The sequence below is a fragment of the Halorubrum trueperi genome, from assembly GCF_042662525.1.
Taxonomy (GTDB): domain Archaea; phylum Halobacteriota; class Halobacteria; order Halobacteriales; family Haloferacaceae; genus Halorubrum; species Halorubrum trueperi.
The window spans coordinates 772,173-786,482 of record NZ_JBHSXI010000001.1 but is presented as its reverse complement, the minus strand read 5'-3'; the positions used below and the strand labels follow the sequence as shown (position 1 = coordinate 786,482).

Sequence of the window (14,310 nt, the reverse complement as noted above, 5' to 3'; positions counted from 1 at the left end):
GTGGTGGACGGCAGGGTGTGACTCATGGGCGTGATGTACCTGAAAGAAGGTGGCTGAGTCGGCGACCAGCAACCCAGGCGACAGCAATGGGGAACGCTCCCCACAGCAGCGTGGTCACCAGCTGGAGCCAGCCAGCCATGGTTCCAAGCGGGTGCCATCGAACGGTGTCACTGGCACCCACGTACGCGGGGGTAGTTGTCCGCCACGATGCGGGCTCGAAGCGAACGGTGTACAGCCCGGGCTCGCGGACCGTCCGTGTGGTGGTGCCGTTTGCCCCGAGGCTGATCGGCTCGCCGTTCAGCGAGAGCGTTCCCGGTGGGCCACCATCGACAATCGGCGTGACGGGTGCCGAGCGGTTCGGCTGGATAGGGGTGCCAGTCGCTGCATCTCGCAGCGAGATGCGGAGGGTGGCTGTCGAGGCGGTGGTCTCTGTCACCCGGACCGTCAGATTCGGTCGCCGGATCGGCCGCTCGCTGCGGGTGACCGACGCCAGCGGTGCCGACACGCCACGCACAATACCGTGCAGGCGCACCGATTCGGGATCGAACCTGTCGGTCCGAACGGCCAGCCCGTATGATCGCGTGTACTCACCCGTGACGACACCGACGGAGACGTTCGGGTGGAGCTGCGGCGTCGGGGATGGCGTCGAGACACCCCAGACAGCCGTCAGGGCCGGTCCGTCGCGCACGGGAAGCGCTCGGGGGCCGATCCGGGCTGGAAACGCCACCACGTCCATCGGCGGTGCCGGTGTGGCGTGCTCAGCACCACCAGTGGCGCGGCTGTGCTGGAGGGTATCCCACCGCGTGTCACGAGCCGTGTAGTAGCGCCAGCCACCCCGCACGCGACGTGTCTCATCAGCCGAGAGCGTGAGCCCATGCCACGGCTGGGCCTGATACACAGCCACGCCGGTGGTGTTGTCAGGATAGGCGGCGGTGTACGCGTCAGGGGCCAGCGTCTGGACCCAGACGGAGCGGGTGTCGCTGACGGTCACCGTCTGTGTCGTTGTGTCCGTGCGGGAGCCGTTCGTCGCCGTCGTCACGGCGATCTCGGCGGTGATTGTAAGCGACTGTGCGCCGGGTTCCGTTGTTGCATACGAGAGCACGGGCGTCTGTGAGCCCGACGTCGTCGCAACGTCTTCGTCGCCGATCCGCAGCCGAACCGCTTTCACCTCATGCGAGAGGACCGACCGATTCTGCATCACGGCATCTCGCACGCGATAATCGACCAGGGCACGCACCGTGCCGTTGGGCGCGATGTACTGACGCGTCGTCAGGTCATCGACGTGGACCTCCGTTGCGGGGTGGACGCCAAAGAGGGTGACATGTGCGTCAGCAACAGCACCATCGGACGTCAGCTCGGCGTGCGGTGGATGAACGCTTGTATTGGCCTCACCTGGCGACAGCGCCGGAAACGCCTCGGCCGTCCAGTTTGCGGCGTGGGCGGGTGGGGCGTCGTACGTCAGATCGGTACACGTCGCAAGCTCTTGGGTGGGGGTTGGCGGGTGATCGTACGTCGCGTTGTACTCGGCCGGAGAGAGACAGGCGTCTGGATCGCGGGCATCCAGCGTTCGACTCTCGTTGGCCGGCGGTGGCGTCGCAGACAGTGCTGCCGCCTCGACAGCCAGCAGTGTCACCAGCACGACGAGGCCGACAGCTATCCGCCCTCCCAGCCGTGGTGTGTACTGCATCCTCACTACCAGGGGGTGAGATCAACGCACTCCGCCAGTGGGAGGTTCATGACGCTGCCAGCGACGGTGTACAGCGGCCCCAACACGATCAGGATCACCGTTGACCGCAGGGCCGTCCGCTTGTGGCGTTTGATCCCTTCGCGCTGTTCCCGCCGTACGGTGAACAACTCGATCAACGAGTCGGCCTGCCACACGACGACCAGGCCGATCAGCCCGATCGCCGTGGTGAGCTGGAAAAACCCGGATATCATCCCGGGGAGTCGCTCAACGTCACAGACCGCGCTCTCTTGAGCCGCCACTGGCTCAACGGCGACGATCGCGACAAGCAGACAGCTTCCTACAACGCGACGCCACGCCGCGCGCACTGAGACACGATCGGAGGACCATGGAGGGGAACTAGCGGACATGGATGGATATGAATCGATGTGTTTCTTGCTACCACGAGCTACATTAACAAATTAGCAACCTACTAATAAATTTTGTGTCGGTTATCGGATTTGAACTACCCTACCCTACTTCGCTCAGAACGTGAAAATAGTCGTGGTTGGCTCTGTTGAAATCCTCAACAAGTGATATATTTGCCCCCGGTTCTGCTCAATATAGAGGTTCACAAACCACTCAATACAGACTGCGTATCGGTCACCCGCTCGGGAGAAGATAAAATAGTGAGCACTCCAAATCACCTGTATGGCTGTGCCACGCCTCGCTTACGACGATGGGTGCGGTTTCTGTATGTATATGATTCGGTGGTTATTGCGGTTTGGTAGGTTCGATCCCGTCGGGTTCAGCGAACTCTCGGCGGATCAGAAGGCCCGGCTTCCGGACGGATACGAAACCTGTATGCACCTGTTGACCGACGAAGCAGTGTACTCCTGCGGTCAAGCGCTTGAAGAGTGTGTTAGCCGCTGTGGGATCGTCGGTCGGTATATCGTTCGAACAGCGCATCTGCTCCCGTATTCGGGATGGATTCGAGAACGTGGCTACCGATTCGTCGCCGACCGCCGATCGATCTGGGGTCGGTTTCGGTCCTGCGAGCACGTCGAGGGGAGTCTTTCCGGTTCCCAATCCGAATGAAAAGCCGTTCTGCCCCGTACATCTCCGGATCTCACACGCGATTTCTGACATGACGTGGATCGGTCGAGGTTCTACGTCGGGACGTGAATTCCCTGTACTGACCGCAGCGGAACAGAATCTGTCACTTACTGAGGATTTCAACAGAGCCACAATATCGGGATTCCTTGATTCCACGCAGAAAGCATCCTTTCTGTGTGTGGAGTTCGGGATGCAGGAAGTACAAGTATCTCTGAATCCCATGCCGGGATAGGAGTAACGGCTGATTGGCACAGCCAGTAGCCGCCTTTCGCGGCCGCTACAAACCGTAACCATCCCAACCCAGCGGTGCGGTGCCGTGAGAATCTTCGCCCTTCAGGGCGGAGAGGATGTCAATCGAATTCCGTGATGAACGCCGTGCGTGAGACAGAGCGTGTCGTCAGCACGGGTACTGCTGGCCAACGTTGACATCCGAGGTGGCTTCAATGATCGGGGTTTTTATAGGAAACATCGATTTTTATAGAATACACGTGAACGGTTTCTGGATTCTCTATCCGACGCGATTTGGGACGGGATCGTTCGGACACAGCCACCGTGCTGGGGTTTCCACGCCGTAATGGGGAAACAGTTAGAACGCGACTTGGGCCTCCCAGCAGTGACGGCGATCAGCATTGGGGCGATGGTCGGCAGCGGGATCTTCATTCTGCCAGGGTTAGCCATGGGGATGGCCGGCCCCGCAGTCGTGTTCGCGTACTTCCTGGCAGGCGTGTTGGTGTTGCCGGCGGCGCTGAGCAAATCCGAGATGGCGACAGCGATGCCCGAGGCTGGCGGAACCTATCTATATATCGAGCGAGCGATGGGTCCGTTGTTCGGGACGATCGCCGGTGTCGGGACCTGGTTTTCGCTGACGTTCAAGGGAGCGCTGGCGCTGGTTGGCGGTGCGCCGTATCTGGTGTTGTTGTTCGATCTGCCGGTGACACCCGTCGCGCTGACGGTTGCAGCCTTGCTGATCGTTTTGAACATCGTCGGCGCAAAACAGACTGGACGGATGCAGATCGCTATCGTCGCGGTCATGTTAGCCGTGATGGTCTGGTTCATCGTTGTCGGCGCGCCAAGCGTCGACCGTGTCCGCTTTGCGGGATTCTTTGACAGTGGACTCGAGGGGATCCTCGGTGCGACAGGGTTTGTATTCGTCTCGTACGCTGGCGTTACCAAGATTGCCTCTGTGGCCGAAGAGGTAGAGAATCCAGATCGAAATCTGCCGCTGGGTATTCTCGGCTCACTGATTATCACCGCGGGCATCTACGTCGCGATCGTCACCGTGATGGTCGGGGTCGCAGACGAGGCGGCACTCACCAACACGGAGACGCCGATGCAGGTCGCAGCCAGTACGGCGCTTCCCACAGTCGGTGTGGCAGCCATCGTGGTCGCTGCCTTGCTCGCCTTGATCAGCACTGCGAACGCAGGGATTCTCTCTTCGTCGCGATACCCCTTCGCGATGAGCCGTGACGGACTCGCACCAGACATCTTCGAGAACGTCAGCGACCGATTCGAAACGCCAGTCAACGCAATCACGATCACTGGCGGGGTGTTGCTCGTCCTCATCGCGTTTGTGCCTATCGACGATATTGCGAAACTCGCGAGCGCGTTTAAGATTCTGGTGTTCATCCTGATTAACGTCGCACTGATCGCCTTTCGGCAGGGATCGATCGAGGCGTATGACCCCAGTTTCGAGTCGCCATTGTATCCCGTCCCTCAACTGGTTGGGATCGTCGGCGGGTTCGTCCTCCTCCGGTACATTGGATTCGTTCCGCTGGTCGGGGCCGTTGTCATCATTGTTGGCTCTATGGCCTGGTACTACATGTTCGTCTATCGCCGCGGCGGGGTCGCTCGCGAAGGGGCGATGACTGACGCGGTCCGCCGGAGTGTCGGGCGAGACGTGGTCAAACAAACAGAAGAGCAGGTTCAAACCGACAGCACCGAGGTCCTCGTAGCGGTTACCGAGCGGACGGCACCTGCTGTCGAACAGTCTCTCATCGAGCTGGCGACAGATCTAGCGCGCACCCGAGAGGGAGGGGTTCGAGTTGCCCAGTTCGACGAGATACCCGATCAGACACCGCTCCCACAGTCAGCCTCGACTCTTACACAGGCCGACCACGCGTTCGAAGCTCGAATGGCCGACCGGGCAACCGATTCGAAGATACCAATCCGGTACGGGGAGGTCGTCAGTCACGACACTCGACATGCTATCGTCAACTACGCTGCTGAAGTTGCCACTGACACCCTAATCATCGAGCGGTCGACTGGGTCAGGAACGCTCCTTGGCAGCGAGACAGATTGGATCGAAGATCACGCACCCTGCGACGTTATCGAGGTCTCGAATTTCGACCACGAGACAGTCAACGACATCGGTGTCGTTACCGATGAGGGACCATTCGATCCAACAAAGGTTGCACTGGCCGACGCAGTTGCTACCGCGGCCGGTGCAACAATCACATTCTACTTCCCTCTCAGTGCGGCTGTGCCCGACAGCCGGCGAAACACTATCGACGATTATCTCTCAGAGCTGGTGGCGCTCTGCGACTCCCCGGCTGAGACTCAGATCCTCGAATCGAGCACTGATGACGCAATTGAGCGTGCGGCCAGTAACTCCGATCTCCTCATTGTCAGCGGCATTCAGCGCAACCTCATCGATCGACTAGTTAGTCGCGGATCGGATCCCGTGACAGCTGGAACGGAGCACGGGACACTCATCGTCTATGGGGTGAGCCAGCCGGGGAAACTCCGCCGAGCTGTCGAACGGCGACTGTTCTGAGCTCCGATTCACGACAGACACCACGTGGAGGAGATGGTTCATCTTCGCCAGTGGAGCAGATCGATTGTCTCTGGTTTTGATCCCAGGAAGGTGCACCATTAAGGACTCATCTTTTACTTCAGGCTATGATAGAGGAGAATAATAGCTGCGGCACTAGTGAATAAATTTGGGAGATATGTAAAAGGCCCAATTTCCATCATTCTAAACCCAAAAAGAAGTGGGAGGATAGGGTTGGAGGAGAGCGCATAGAAGCCGAGTAGCACGGTGAACACAATTAGGGATCGAGTAAACGGATTTGGCATCGATCGATACATATTGACGTAATTACACAGTAAGATGGCGAGTAAACAGATTGTGAAGGTCGAGAGAAAGAGTTTCACTTGAAGCAGCACCGTAAAACTTGGGCGCAGAGGTCGGGAAAACGGGGGGAGAGCAAGGTACATCACGAGGAGCGAGAGGGCGGCGGCTAGTCCGACGAGGAGTGTGGTTTGGGTGATTGTGCGACGTACACTCATTACTCTAGAAGGATGGTTTGAGTCCGTGCTTCCTTCCGCTTCGGAAGTGGTATCCCCAATTTTCCTGGTTCCGTGGAGCAAACAACCAAGCCGTGATCGCGTGAAGAGGGGATTGTCGATCCGACATACTCACGCTTCAAGCGCCTCAACCGGAGGGTCGTTGGCTGCTTTCCACGCTGGATACACACCACTCAACACGCTTGCGAAGACGGCGAACCCGAATCCGTACACCAGATACTGTGAACTGCTCCAACCCAATGCGCCCATCGCATTGTCCGTCAGCATCTGGAACGCCAACATACCCACGCCGAGCGAGATGATCACGCCAATGAAACCGCCCAAGGCACCCATAAGCGCTGCCTCAGCCAGAATCATCCGCAACACTTCGATTCGACGGATCCCGACTGCGCGCAGCACACCAATCTCGCCGCGGCGTTCGACCGTGCTCATCAGCATCACGTTGAGAATGGCAACGCCTGCGACGACGAGGGAGATAGCACCGATACCCATAAGCGCAGTCGACAACGTGTCGATGAATCCGCCGACATTCTGGGCACCGCTGATGGTCTGGATACTCAGCTCTTCGTCATCCTCGGTGTTGAATCGGTTGTCCAGCGTATTCCCGATTTCATTGGCCGCATCCCCGTCACTTGCGACAATCGTCACCGTGTCGTAGTGCTGTTGGTCAGAGAGGCCGGACGGTGGTATTACGAGTTCGCCACCGCCGCCGGGACCGAACGACTGCTCCGATTCGATGAACCCACTGATTCGGTAGAGCTGCCCGTCGTATTCGACTGGATCACCGACTTCAAGGCCGAGTGTGTCCGCTGTGTCGTTGCTAATCAGCGCGCCTGACTGCAACCGGTCGGGAGCCTCTCCCGTCGTCAGATTGTACAGCGCACTCGCCTCTGTCACTCCCGTGACGCTCACCCTCGCTTCTTCCCCGTTTCTCGCCTCAAGTGTCGTCGAGTTCGTCTTCTGTGGGACCACTTGCGTGTCAGTGATGCTGCTCTCGATGGCCGCGACCTGATCTTCTGTCACTCCGTCAGTGTCGCTGTCCTGGCCCGAGGAGACGGTCACGTCATTTCCGATGTCGCCGAGTTGCGACGACGCCTGCTGTTCGAGCGCGACGGTGGCCATGCCGAGCGAACAGATTGCGACGACGCCGATAATGATGCCGAGCGCGGCGAGTGCCGTTCGCAGCTTATTTCGACCGAGATTACGCCACGCCATCAACGCACTCGGGAACCGCCACAGGAGGTCCGCAACGCTCACGCGCGGCTCACCTCCTGAATCACTCCATCGACGATCCGAACTGTACTGTCCGTGTAGTCAAGCATTTGGTCATCATGCGTTACTGAGACAATCGCAACGTTCTCGTCTTCTTTCAGTCGCGTCAGTTCTGTGAGAATGGTCTCTCCAGTATCCTGATCAAGATTGCCTGTGGGCTCGTCGGCGAGCAAGATGTCGGGTTCGTTGATGAGTGATCGTGCGACGGCAACCCGCTGTTGCTGGCCGCCCGAAAGTTGTCCGGGCGTGTGATTTAGACGGTCGCCAAGACCGACTCTGCGGAGGAGATCGACCGCGCGGTCGTGGCGGTCAACTGAGGTATCCCACATGGAGGGGAGCTCAACGTTCTCGGTCGCGGTCAGCATCGGGAGGAGATGATAGTCCTGGAACACGAACCCGATACCAGTCCGACGCTCTTCGGTGAGCTCGTCCTCCGTGAAGTCAGTCACGTCACGGCCGTCAAGGCGAACCGAGCCCTCAGTTGGGTTGTCGAGCAATCCGATCATGTTGAGCATAGTACTCTTTCCGGACCCTGACGGACCGATCACGGTGACCATTTCACCGCGTTCTGCGCTGAAATCGACGCTCTTGAGCGCCTCAATGGTCCCTTCACCGCTCTGATAGCGCTTCACGATGTCGTGAAGTTCGATGACACTCATTGCTGTCGCCATCGATAGGCCATGAAGCCGACGCCACCGACGAGTAATACGGCCACTCCGATGCCAAGTTCCGTCAGCGGCAGGCCCGGCTGGCCGCCCGCACCGGGCGGTCCCTGTCCTCCCTGTCCGCCAGCCGCGGCAGCTGCCTGGTTACCGCTCCCAGAGACAGACGCGTTCGTGGACGCAACATCGATTTGTTCGGTCGTCGTTGTCCGCTCACCATCGACGATGTACGTCACCTCCACCGGTATCGAGGAGACGTTCGAGTCGATGTCTGCGGTTAGTTCGAAGGCGGCGAACTCGCTGGAATCAACGGCTCCAACGAAGTACTCTCCCGATGGCGCTGTGGGGCTGACGCTTTCAGTGTCTTGGACGCTAATGAGGACCGATTCGGTATCGGTACCCCCGACGTTCGCGGCTTCGCCGTTGACCGTTAGACTCGTCCCGGAGCCCGTGGTTTCGACACCAGTAAGCCCAATCTCTCCCGATACCTGGTCATCACTCGGGTCAATGGTGTCGGAGACTGTTCGATCCTCTCCAGCAGCACGATAGCTCGCAGTGAACGTTACCGTTTCGTCGGAGACGTTTTCGGTATCGAAGACTGTTGACTGACTTGTCCCTGGATTGACGTCGAAAAGATACTCCTGGCCGAAGATGTTACCGCTCGTGGTGGCCGTAATCTCGACGTTTGAGAAGTTAGTATTGCCGTAGTTCGTCAATTCCACCTCGGTAGTACTGGAATCGTTCCCCGCACTCGCCGAGAGACCAGCCCTGTCATCCGGCTCACTGACGTCTATGTAGACGGGGTATTCGTAGGAGTGATGGCCTCCGCTCTCGTCTTGGACAACAACGTGTACGGTGAGTTGCTTCTCACCTGCGCTCTCAAATGTCGTCGTCAGCGGGATCGTTAGTGACCCACCAGGAGCAACCGAACCAGTGTCTTCAACCCGAGCATGTGTATCCGAACTACTCGATGTCCGCAGGTAAATGTCGGTTACCTTGACGGTCTCATTTCCACCCTGAAGATTCGATATCGTCGTCTCGACGGTGACGCTTTCGCCAGTCGTCGGCTCACTTGGCGTCGTCGTCACGTTCGATATCTGCACGTTTGGCTGCGCTGCCGAGGCAGTTAGCACGCTGGCCCCAGTACTGGCAACGAGGACCATGAGGATGGCAGCGATAGTGATTGAACGCTTCGATGTCATACTCTTTCCCCTCCGCTACGCTGGGGGTTAATGACCGAAGCCAGTGTTTGGGAAATGATACGGGATTGACAGAGAATGCTCCAAAAGCGTGTCAGAGTCGTATATGTCGCTATCACGAGTGGGTTGAGGCATTGGGGGGTTAAATTCTATTTCCGAATTTAGACAGTAATCAGGCACACGAGAGGCACAAATTCAGCACAGAATCAGAAAGAGGCGTTCTTGCAACCCCACGATTGGTTCTCTCGACACCGCGAAGGAATCACTCAGATCGAGAACCGAGCGGAAAACGATTGAACGGTACATCGAACGTACAGAACACGTTTGAGTGTCGGCTTCACCCTCGGGATCAAGCTCCGAGGCACTCGCCTTGCTTATCTGTAGAAAGACGAACCTATATAAGCCGAGTCAACTGTGATGTTGTTAAATGCGACAGTTGCTATGGTGGCTCATTGGGGGCTCCCGTGGCGGGCGAAACCGGTTACGGATCGTCCGCACGCTGGAAGAACGTCCAATGAACACTAATCAGCTGTCAAATGAATTGGACCTGAACTACAAAACGGTCCAACACCACCTAGAAGTTTTGGAGGAGAACAATATCGTGACCACGCAAGGAGATGACTACGGAAAACTGTACTTTCTCACTGACAGAATGACACACAACCTCGACATCCTCGAAGAGGTTGTGGAGCAAACGGACATTGATACCAATGAAACGTGACCTCAAACCGCGATCGATAACAGCGCTCGTAACGGGCATCGCGATTATCCTGGCATTCGGCCTCGTATTCGTGTTGCCCGAGCGTTTGTATACGCCACCGTGGGGTATGCTCCCGCCTGAAATAGCGATGCTCCTCCAGATGAAGGTATTTATCACGACACTCAATTTCCTCCTACTCCTCACTCTCACAGCGATTTACATCACCCTCTATCGGGATCTGCCGAACAAGTACACGCGGAGTCTCCTTCTGCTTAGCCTCACGCTTTTGCTCTATGCATTTACGTCGAACCCTGTCGTGCAGGTGGTGTTTGGGTTCAGTCCTCGTCCGGATATCGGCGTGTTTGGCTTCCTTCCGGACTTGTTCATCGGTATTGCGATCGTGGTATTACTATACCAGAGTCAAACCTGACTGCGAGAGAGCTAGTCGGCTATCTTTCTTCGAGGAGAGAATCCCGCCCTTCAGGCGGGGTTTTAGCCTTGTAACTTCCATAACTTGGATTTTGATCGTCGACATTATTTGCGACAATGAAATGGCCGATAACAAATTCAGCGAGGGCTGGCGGTAAACCAACCATATCATCTCGAATTTCTAATGCAGCTGCGTTACCAGACAAATAGGTTCCAATCGCGATCTTCTCAAGTAGTATTTTTCGGTTGCGATCTTCGATACACTTACGCAACTGTTCAATCTGTTTGTCGACATCTAATTCACCTTCACCGAATAATGACTCAAATTCTTCACGGTCAAAATCGCTAGAAGATATGATATCGTAGCCTGGAGAGGACATGGTTATCTACTACTTGACCAGCGTACATAGTTATTACCTGATCCATCACATTACATATCTAACTCAAAACTGATTGTCTCTATTGAATGTCTCTTCATGTTCTGTGATTTGTTAGTAATTCAATGTTTGATAGGACCCACGAAACGTGTGAAGAGCACGCTTCCGAATGTTTGCTCAGGGAGATTTCAACAGTGTCGGGAAAACCTCAAGAGACCAGTCACGCAAGACCTGTCTATGAATGAAGTTGTCTACGCAATCAGAATTTCCCACTTGGAGTATTCGGGCCTGAAGATAATGGACATCAAGATCGGCAAGTCCACGAACATCGACAACACCCTCAGACAGTACAGCAGGGGCAACAGAGACATCGAGCTGCTCGACATGTGGATACCGAATCCCGACAAGAACCTGTCCACGGCCGAACGTGGCGTTCACGAGGTCGCCGAGAAGTACGCGTACGACAAGCAGAGCGAGAAGTTCGTCTTCCTGCAAGGCGCCTACCAGGATTTCGCGGAGACGGTCAACAAGCTCCTCCGAAACACCAGCCGCGAGGACCTCGTCGAGGAGCCGGCGGCGAACGAGTCCGACGACGTTGACGACTACACCGGAATGACGCCCTCGGTGATCAAGATTCTCGGCGAGACGCACGATGTCGACAGCTGGGCGGACGCGCTCACGGTGGGCGTCGCGACGATCCTTTGCGACACTGACGACCACGAGGCGATCACGGAGATCGAGGGGCGAACGCGGAGCTACTTCGTGGAAGAGGGACACCAGTCCGATCTCGTCAAACCGCGAAAGATTCCCGATACCGATCTGTACCTCGAAACGAACTTCTCCGCAAACGATTGTGTTCGGATCATCCAAAGGGTGATGGAGAAATACGGGTACGTCAGGGCCGAACTGGAGATATTTACTGAAGAAACCTGAATTAGCAGTCTTGGAGATATTCTCTCCTTACCTGACTTTTCGTTGTTGATAGATCCTTCTCACAACCAATGGCGGCGTCTTCTTCCGGTTTTACTTTCACCCCGGTTGCGGGATTTTCAATACCGTGCAGCCCCTCAGTTGACATGTCTCCCATTGAAACAAAAACGGAGACACGACAACCATGCCGATCAGCAAACCGTACACCAAGGCGACAGAAGCGAAGATCAAGTCGAAAGTCCCCCAGAAGGCGGGCGTCTACGAATTGAAGTCATTCGGGGAAACCAAGTACATCGGTAGCAGCAAGAACCTACAGGAACGCCTCCTCACCCAATTGGGTAAGGATCCGAACGGGTTCCGGTTCAAGACTGCTGGTTTCCTCTCGAATCACAAGAAGATGGAGCGCGCCCACTACGACCGGCACGTCGAGAAGCACGGATCCGCGCCAGACTGGAACGAAAATCGTCCATAGGGGACTATAGAAGCCTCGTTCCGCTCCTCGCTCTTATTTCGTGCCTATTCAGTAAGTCGGGATTTCATAGAGCCCTCGTACAGAGAGCCCACTAGGAGGAGTTAGCCCGGTCGGTCCAACCCGTCTGCTCACACTCCTTCCGGATCGAAGTTCATCACCAACCGCTCTTTCGCGTCCTTGGCCGATCCGCTCTTTCCGTTATTGATGAATCGCTTCTCGTCGCGGTCGAGCACGTACACGTCCTCGAACCCGTCCGGTAGGTCCTCGTACGAGCAGATCCAGTCCCCCTCCAATCCCGTGAGCCCGTCGACGAGCGCCTCGTGGGCGATCGTGTTCACGAGGTAGTAGTCCTCGTACCCGACGTACGGCGGATCACAGTAGAACACCGTCTCCGCGCTGTCGTACTTCTCGAAGACGTCGGCCCAGTCGAGATTCTCGACGACGATCTCCGCGAACCGGTCGGCGAACTCTGGCGGTGACTGCGTCCGAGGATAACAGTAGTACTGGATGTCGGAGCTCACAGCTACTCATCAATTAATACGTAAGTAAGTATTTGGTAGACCGTTCGGTCAGCATCAAAACTGGTGGCCTGTTGGATAAAGTCCGGTGCCACAAAGACGCTGCTGACTTCTCACAAGTCGAAAAATCTCAGGCCCCTACGAAACAATACACGCCGGCAGACACAGGATAGAGGGTCGCTATCACGCCAGTAACTCAGGTGAGTTGAACCCTCATATCCTTCTCCCTGTTTACTTCCAGTTTCACTCTGTGCCCTTGGCTCACGTCCTTTACCTTGACTGCCAGTGGTACAGATATGGCAACGACGAACTCGGGAGAGAGGATTCGGCGCCGCGACGTATTTGTGAACCTCGCTGAAGAGCTACAGCTTCAGCGATCGGGTGTCCACAGCGCGAAAATGGCTGAGAATCTATTCAGGTTCGAGGAGGGTCGAGACCTCGTCGGCATCGGGCACGAAGCCGAGCGGGCGATCTACTACGAGACCGCTTCACAATCGCTTGTCGCTGTTCAATTCGACAAACATGGGGTCTACGCCGGTGTACAGGAACTTCTCCAACGTGAGCTCGACGATCCTACGGCATGGGTCGAGGCGTACGGTAGCGGGCTGGTGTGGGTCCACCCGCGGTATCGCTGATACGCTCGCGTGTAGAAACGGGAAAAGTCAGGATCTCTGTGGCCTCAGTCGTCCGTGGTGGATATAATAGCAAACTTCGCTTACCTGAAGTAAGCAGAGATAAGTAATTATGCCTACTGACGAAAACGAGTAAGTCCAGATTTAGCTACTTTTAGGTCATGAAACGGGAGGTTGGCATACAAATTTAATAAGGGAGCCACTTGGTTGAGCCGTGTTATGGCCCACGACGACAAAGCGGACGAACTTGAAGAGGCTGGCATTAAGCGGATAAACGAACAGGACGAGGTTTACACCGGAGTTTACCACGGTTCGGAGGAACAAGCCCGGGATGCGATCCCGTCCGGTTGGTGCGAGGTACATATTGTAGGAACGATGGACGAGGATGTCCAGGTCGCAGTAACGCCGATCTGAGGCGTGGCTACAGATCTACTCATTCGAGAGACTCGCGAATTCTCACACTTGCCGGGTCGTATCCGACAGAACGCTTATTCGAGCGGTCCGCGAAGGAAGAGTATGGCGAGTGCGACACGCGACGCATCCAATGGGGAGGGCGTTGAGTTCATTCACGAGGATGACGGCTCGATCACCGCGACGGATATCGAGACAGGTGTCGCGTCGTTCGGCGACACGAAGGCGGAAGCCCTCCGGATGCTCGCGGAGGCGATCGAACTTCACGAGGGTGGCGGCGAGCCCGTGACCGAAGAGGACCTCGAAGAGTGGGGCCTCGAGGACGCGGAGCCCGGCGACAAGGAACTTCCAGAATTCATGCAGTGAATGGTCCGGACGAACTTTTCCGGGCGAGATATCGCGTCGGTACTCCACGATTTCGGATACAAGCGTGTCGGTCGCGTCGGCAGTCACCTGAAGATGCGTTACGAGTCACCAGATACGGACGAAGTTCGAATCGTGACTGTTCCCATGGCGTCCGAAGACGAGATCCCGATCGGGACGCTTCAGTCGATCGCGGACCAGTGCGGAGCCGAGGACTTCCACGCGTGGTGTGAATGGATCGACGAGCATCGGTGAGCTTC

The 14,310-nt window shown here is 56.6% G+C and carries 18 protein-coding genes; 10 read left to right on the top strand and 8 right to left on the bottom strand.

Annotated features, from left to right (window positions below; translation table 11 throughout):
* Positions 1-22: 22 nt before the first annotated feature.
* A complete protein-coding gene (locus ACFQEY_RS04045) occupies positions 23-1,687 on the bottom strand; it encodes a DUF8186 domain-containing protein (protein WP_379765022.1) in 1,665 nt (554 codons plus the stop codon).
* 5 nt (positions 1,688-1,692) lie between these two features.
* A complete protein-coding gene (locus ACFQEY_RS04040) occupies positions 1,693-2,094 on the bottom strand; it encodes a hypothetical protein (protein ID WP_379765020.1) in 402 nt (133 codons plus the stop codon).
* 280 nt (positions 2,095-2,374) lie between these two features.
* On the opposite strand from ACFQEY_RS04040, the gene ACFQEY_RS04035 reads away from it, so the two are divergent.
* On the top strand, positions 2,375-2,761 hold the full coding sequence (locus ACFQEY_RS04035; protein ID WP_379765018.1) for a DCC1-like thiol-disulfide oxidoreductase family protein: 387 nt from the start codon (positions 2,375-2,377) through the stop codon (positions 2,759-2,761).
* 592 nt (positions 2,762-3,353) lie between these two features.
* Positions 3,354-5,552, top strand: coding sequence for an amino acid permease (locus ACFQEY_RS04030; RefSeq protein ID WP_379765016.1), 2,199 nt, complete (start codon positions 3,354-3,356; stop codon positions 5,550-5,552).
* A gap of 113 nt (positions 5,553-5,665) precedes the next feature.
* Here ACFQEY_RS04030 and ACFQEY_RS18745 read toward each other — a convergent pair whose 3' ends face one another.
* The 4 genes from ACFQEY_RS18745 to ACFQEY_RS04015 form a co-directional block, all read right to left on the bottom strand.
* Positions 5,666-5,995 (bottom strand): DUF8036 family membrane protein, encoded by a 330-nt coding sequence (locus tag ACFQEY_RS18745; RefSeq protein ID WP_465261629.1) that lies wholly within the window; start codon positions 5,993-5,995, stop codon positions 5,666-5,668.
* Positions 5,996-6,196: 201 nt separating this feature from the next.
* Complete coding sequence (locus tag ACFQEY_RS04025; RefSeq protein ID WP_379765014.1) at positions 6,197-7,342, bottom strand: ABC transporter permease; 1,146 nt, start codon at positions 7,340-7,342, stop codon at positions 6,197-6,199.
* Positions 7,339-8,016 (bottom strand): ABC transporter ATP-binding protein, encoded by a 678-nt coding sequence (locus ACFQEY_RS04020; protein WP_379765012.1) that lies wholly within the window; start codon positions 8,014-8,016, stop codon positions 7,339-7,341. The genes ACFQEY_RS04025 and ACFQEY_RS04020 overlap by 4 nt, the downstream gene beginning before the upstream one ends.
* Entirely contained in the window at positions 8,013-9,221 is a 1,209-nt protein-coding gene (locus tag ACFQEY_RS04015; RefSeq protein ID WP_379765010.1) for a COG1361 family protein, read from the bottom strand. Before ACFQEY_RS04015 ends, ACFQEY_RS04020 begins: the two co-directional genes overlap by 4 nt.
* Positions 9,222-9,645: 424 nt before the next feature.
* On the opposite strand from ACFQEY_RS04015, the gene ACFQEY_RS04010 reads away from it, so the two are divergent.
* The gene (locus tag ACFQEY_RS04010) at positions 9,646-9,939 is read left to right on the top strand and encodes an ArsR/SmtB family transcription factor (protein ID WP_379765008.1); all 294 of its coding nucleotides are present in this window, start codon (positions 9,646-9,648) and stop codon (positions 9,937-9,939) included.
* Positions 9,929-10,348 carry a DUF8036 family membrane protein gene (locus ACFQEY_RS04005; RefSeq protein ID WP_379765006.1) on the top strand — a complete coding sequence of 140 codons (420 nt, stop codon included), beginning with the start codon at positions 9,929-9,931 and terminating at the stop codon, positions 10,346-10,348. Before ACFQEY_RS04010 ends, ACFQEY_RS04005 begins: the two co-directional genes overlap by 11 nt.
* A gap of 19 nt (positions 10,349-10,367) precedes the next feature.
* Here the strand turns inward: ACFQEY_RS04005 and ACFQEY_RS04000 are convergent, their stop codons facing one another.
* Positions 10,368-10,727 carry a hypothetical protein gene (locus tag ACFQEY_RS04000; protein ID WP_379765004.1) on the bottom strand — a complete coding sequence of 120 codons (360 nt, stop codon included), beginning with the start codon at positions 10,725-10,727 and terminating at the stop codon, positions 10,368-10,370.
* 234 nt (positions 10,728-10,961) lie between these two features.
* Here ACFQEY_RS04000 and ACFQEY_RS03995 point away from each other — a divergent pair, with 234 nt between their 5' ends.
* The gene (locus ACFQEY_RS03995; protein WP_379765002.1) at positions 10,962-11,657 is read left to right on the top strand and encodes a hypothetical protein; all 696 of its coding nucleotides are present in this window, start codon (positions 10,962-10,964) and stop codon (positions 11,655-11,657) included.
* Between the two features lie 181 nt (positions 11,658-11,838).
* Positions 11,839-12,126 (top strand): hypothetical protein, encoded by a 288-nt coding sequence (locus ACFQEY_RS03990; protein ID WP_379765000.1) that lies wholly within the window; start codon positions 11,839-11,841, stop codon positions 12,124-12,126.
* A gap of 128 nt (positions 12,127-12,254) precedes the next feature.
* Here ACFQEY_RS03990 and ACFQEY_RS03985 read toward each other — a convergent pair whose 3' ends face one another.
* The gene (locus tag ACFQEY_RS03985) at positions 12,255-12,647 is read right to left on the bottom strand and encodes a DNA adenine methylase (RefSeq protein WP_379764998.1); all 393 of its coding nucleotides are present in this window, start codon (positions 12,645-12,647) and stop codon (positions 12,255-12,257) included.
* A gap of 293 nt (positions 12,648-12,940) precedes the next feature.
* On the opposite strand from ACFQEY_RS03985, the gene ACFQEY_RS03980 reads away from it, so the two are divergent.
* The 4 genes from ACFQEY_RS03980 to ACFQEY_RS03965 all read left to right on the top strand — a co-directional run bounded on the left by ACFQEY_RS03980 (position 12,941) and on the right by ACFQEY_RS03965 (position 14,305).
* On the top strand, positions 12,941-13,279 hold the full coding sequence (locus tag ACFQEY_RS03980; protein ID WP_379764996.1) for a hypothetical protein: 339 nt from the start codon (positions 12,941-12,943) through the stop codon (positions 13,277-13,279).
* A 216-nt stretch (positions 13,280-13,495) separates the two neighbouring features.
* Positions 13,496-13,690 (top strand): hypothetical protein, encoded by a 195-nt coding sequence (locus ACFQEY_RS03975; protein ID WP_379764995.1) that lies wholly within the window; start codon positions 13,496-13,498, stop codon positions 13,688-13,690.
* A gap of 102 nt (positions 13,691-13,792) precedes the next feature.
* Entirely contained in the window at positions 13,793-14,053 is a 261-nt protein-coding gene (locus tag ACFQEY_RS03970) for a type II toxin-antitoxin system HicB family antitoxin (protein WP_379764993.1), read from the top strand.
* Positions 14,054-14,305, top strand: a complete 252-nt coding sequence (locus tag ACFQEY_RS03965; protein ID WP_379764991.1) for a type II toxin-antitoxin system HicA family toxin — start codon at positions 14,054-14,056, stop codon at positions 14,303-14,305.
* The last annotated feature ends 5 nt before the right edge of the window (positions 14,306-14,310 follow it).

Coding starts and splice junctions, on each gene's coding strand:
- ACFQEY_RS04045 (WP_379765022.1), bottom strand. CDS start 1,687: ATGCAGTACACACCACGGCTGGGAGGGCGGATAGCTGTCGGCCTCGTC.
- ACFQEY_RS04040 (WP_379765020.1), bottom strand. CDS start 2,094: ATGTCCGCTAGTTCCCCTCCATGGTCCTCCGATCGTGTCTCAGTGCGC.
- ACFQEY_RS04035 (WP_379765018.1), top strand. CDS start 2,375: ATGGCTGTGCCACGCCTCGCTTACGACGATGGGTGCGGTTTCTGTATG.
- ACFQEY_RS04030 (WP_379765016.1), top strand. CDS start 3,354: ATGGGGAAACAGTTAGAACGCGACTTGGGCCTCCCAGCAGTGACGGCG.
- ACFQEY_RS18745 (WP_465261629.1), bottom strand. CDS start 5,995: ATGTACCTTGCTCTCCCCCCGTTTTCCCGACCTCTGCGCCCAAGTTTT.
- ACFQEY_RS04020 (WP_379765012.1), bottom strand. CDS start 8,016: ATGAGTGTCATCGAACTTCACGACATCGTGAAGCGCTATCAGAGCGGT.
- ACFQEY_RS04015 (WP_379765010.1), bottom strand. CDS start 9,221: ATGACATCGAAGCGTTCAATCACTATCGCTGCCATCCTCATGGTCCTC.
- ACFQEY_RS04010 (WP_379765008.1), top strand. CDS start 9,646: ATGCGACAGTTGCTATGGTGGCTCATTGGGGGCTCCCGTGGCGGGCGA.
- ACFQEY_RS04005 (WP_379765006.1), top strand. CDS start 9,929: ATGAAACGTGACCTCAAACCGCGATCGATAACAGCGCTCGTAACGGGC.
- ACFQEY_RS04000 (WP_379765004.1), bottom strand. CDS start 10,727: ATGTCCTCTCCAGGCTACGATATCATATCTTCTAGCGATTTTGACCGT.
- ACFQEY_RS03995 (WP_379765002.1), top strand. CDS start 10,962: ATGAATGAAGTTGTCTACGCAATCAGAATTTCCCACTTGGAGTATTCG.
- ACFQEY_RS03990 (WP_379765000.1), top strand. CDS start 11,839: ATGCCGATCAGCAAACCGTACACCAAGGCGACAGAAGCGAAGATCAAG.
- ACFQEY_RS03980 (WP_379764996.1), top strand. CDS start 12,941: ATGGCAACGACGAACTCGGGAGAGAGGATTCGGCGCCGCGACGTATTT.
- ACFQEY_RS03975 (WP_379764995.1), top strand. CDS start 13,496: ATGGCCCACGACGACAAAGCGGACGAACTTGAAGAGGCTGGCATTAAG.
- ACFQEY_RS03970 (WP_379764993.1), top strand. CDS start 13,793: ATGGCGAGTGCGACACGCGACGCATCCAATGGGGAGGGCGTTGAGTTC.
- ACFQEY_RS03965 (WP_379764991.1), top strand. CDS start 14,054: ATGGTCCGGACGAACTTTTCCGGGCGAGATATCGCGTCGGTACTCCAC.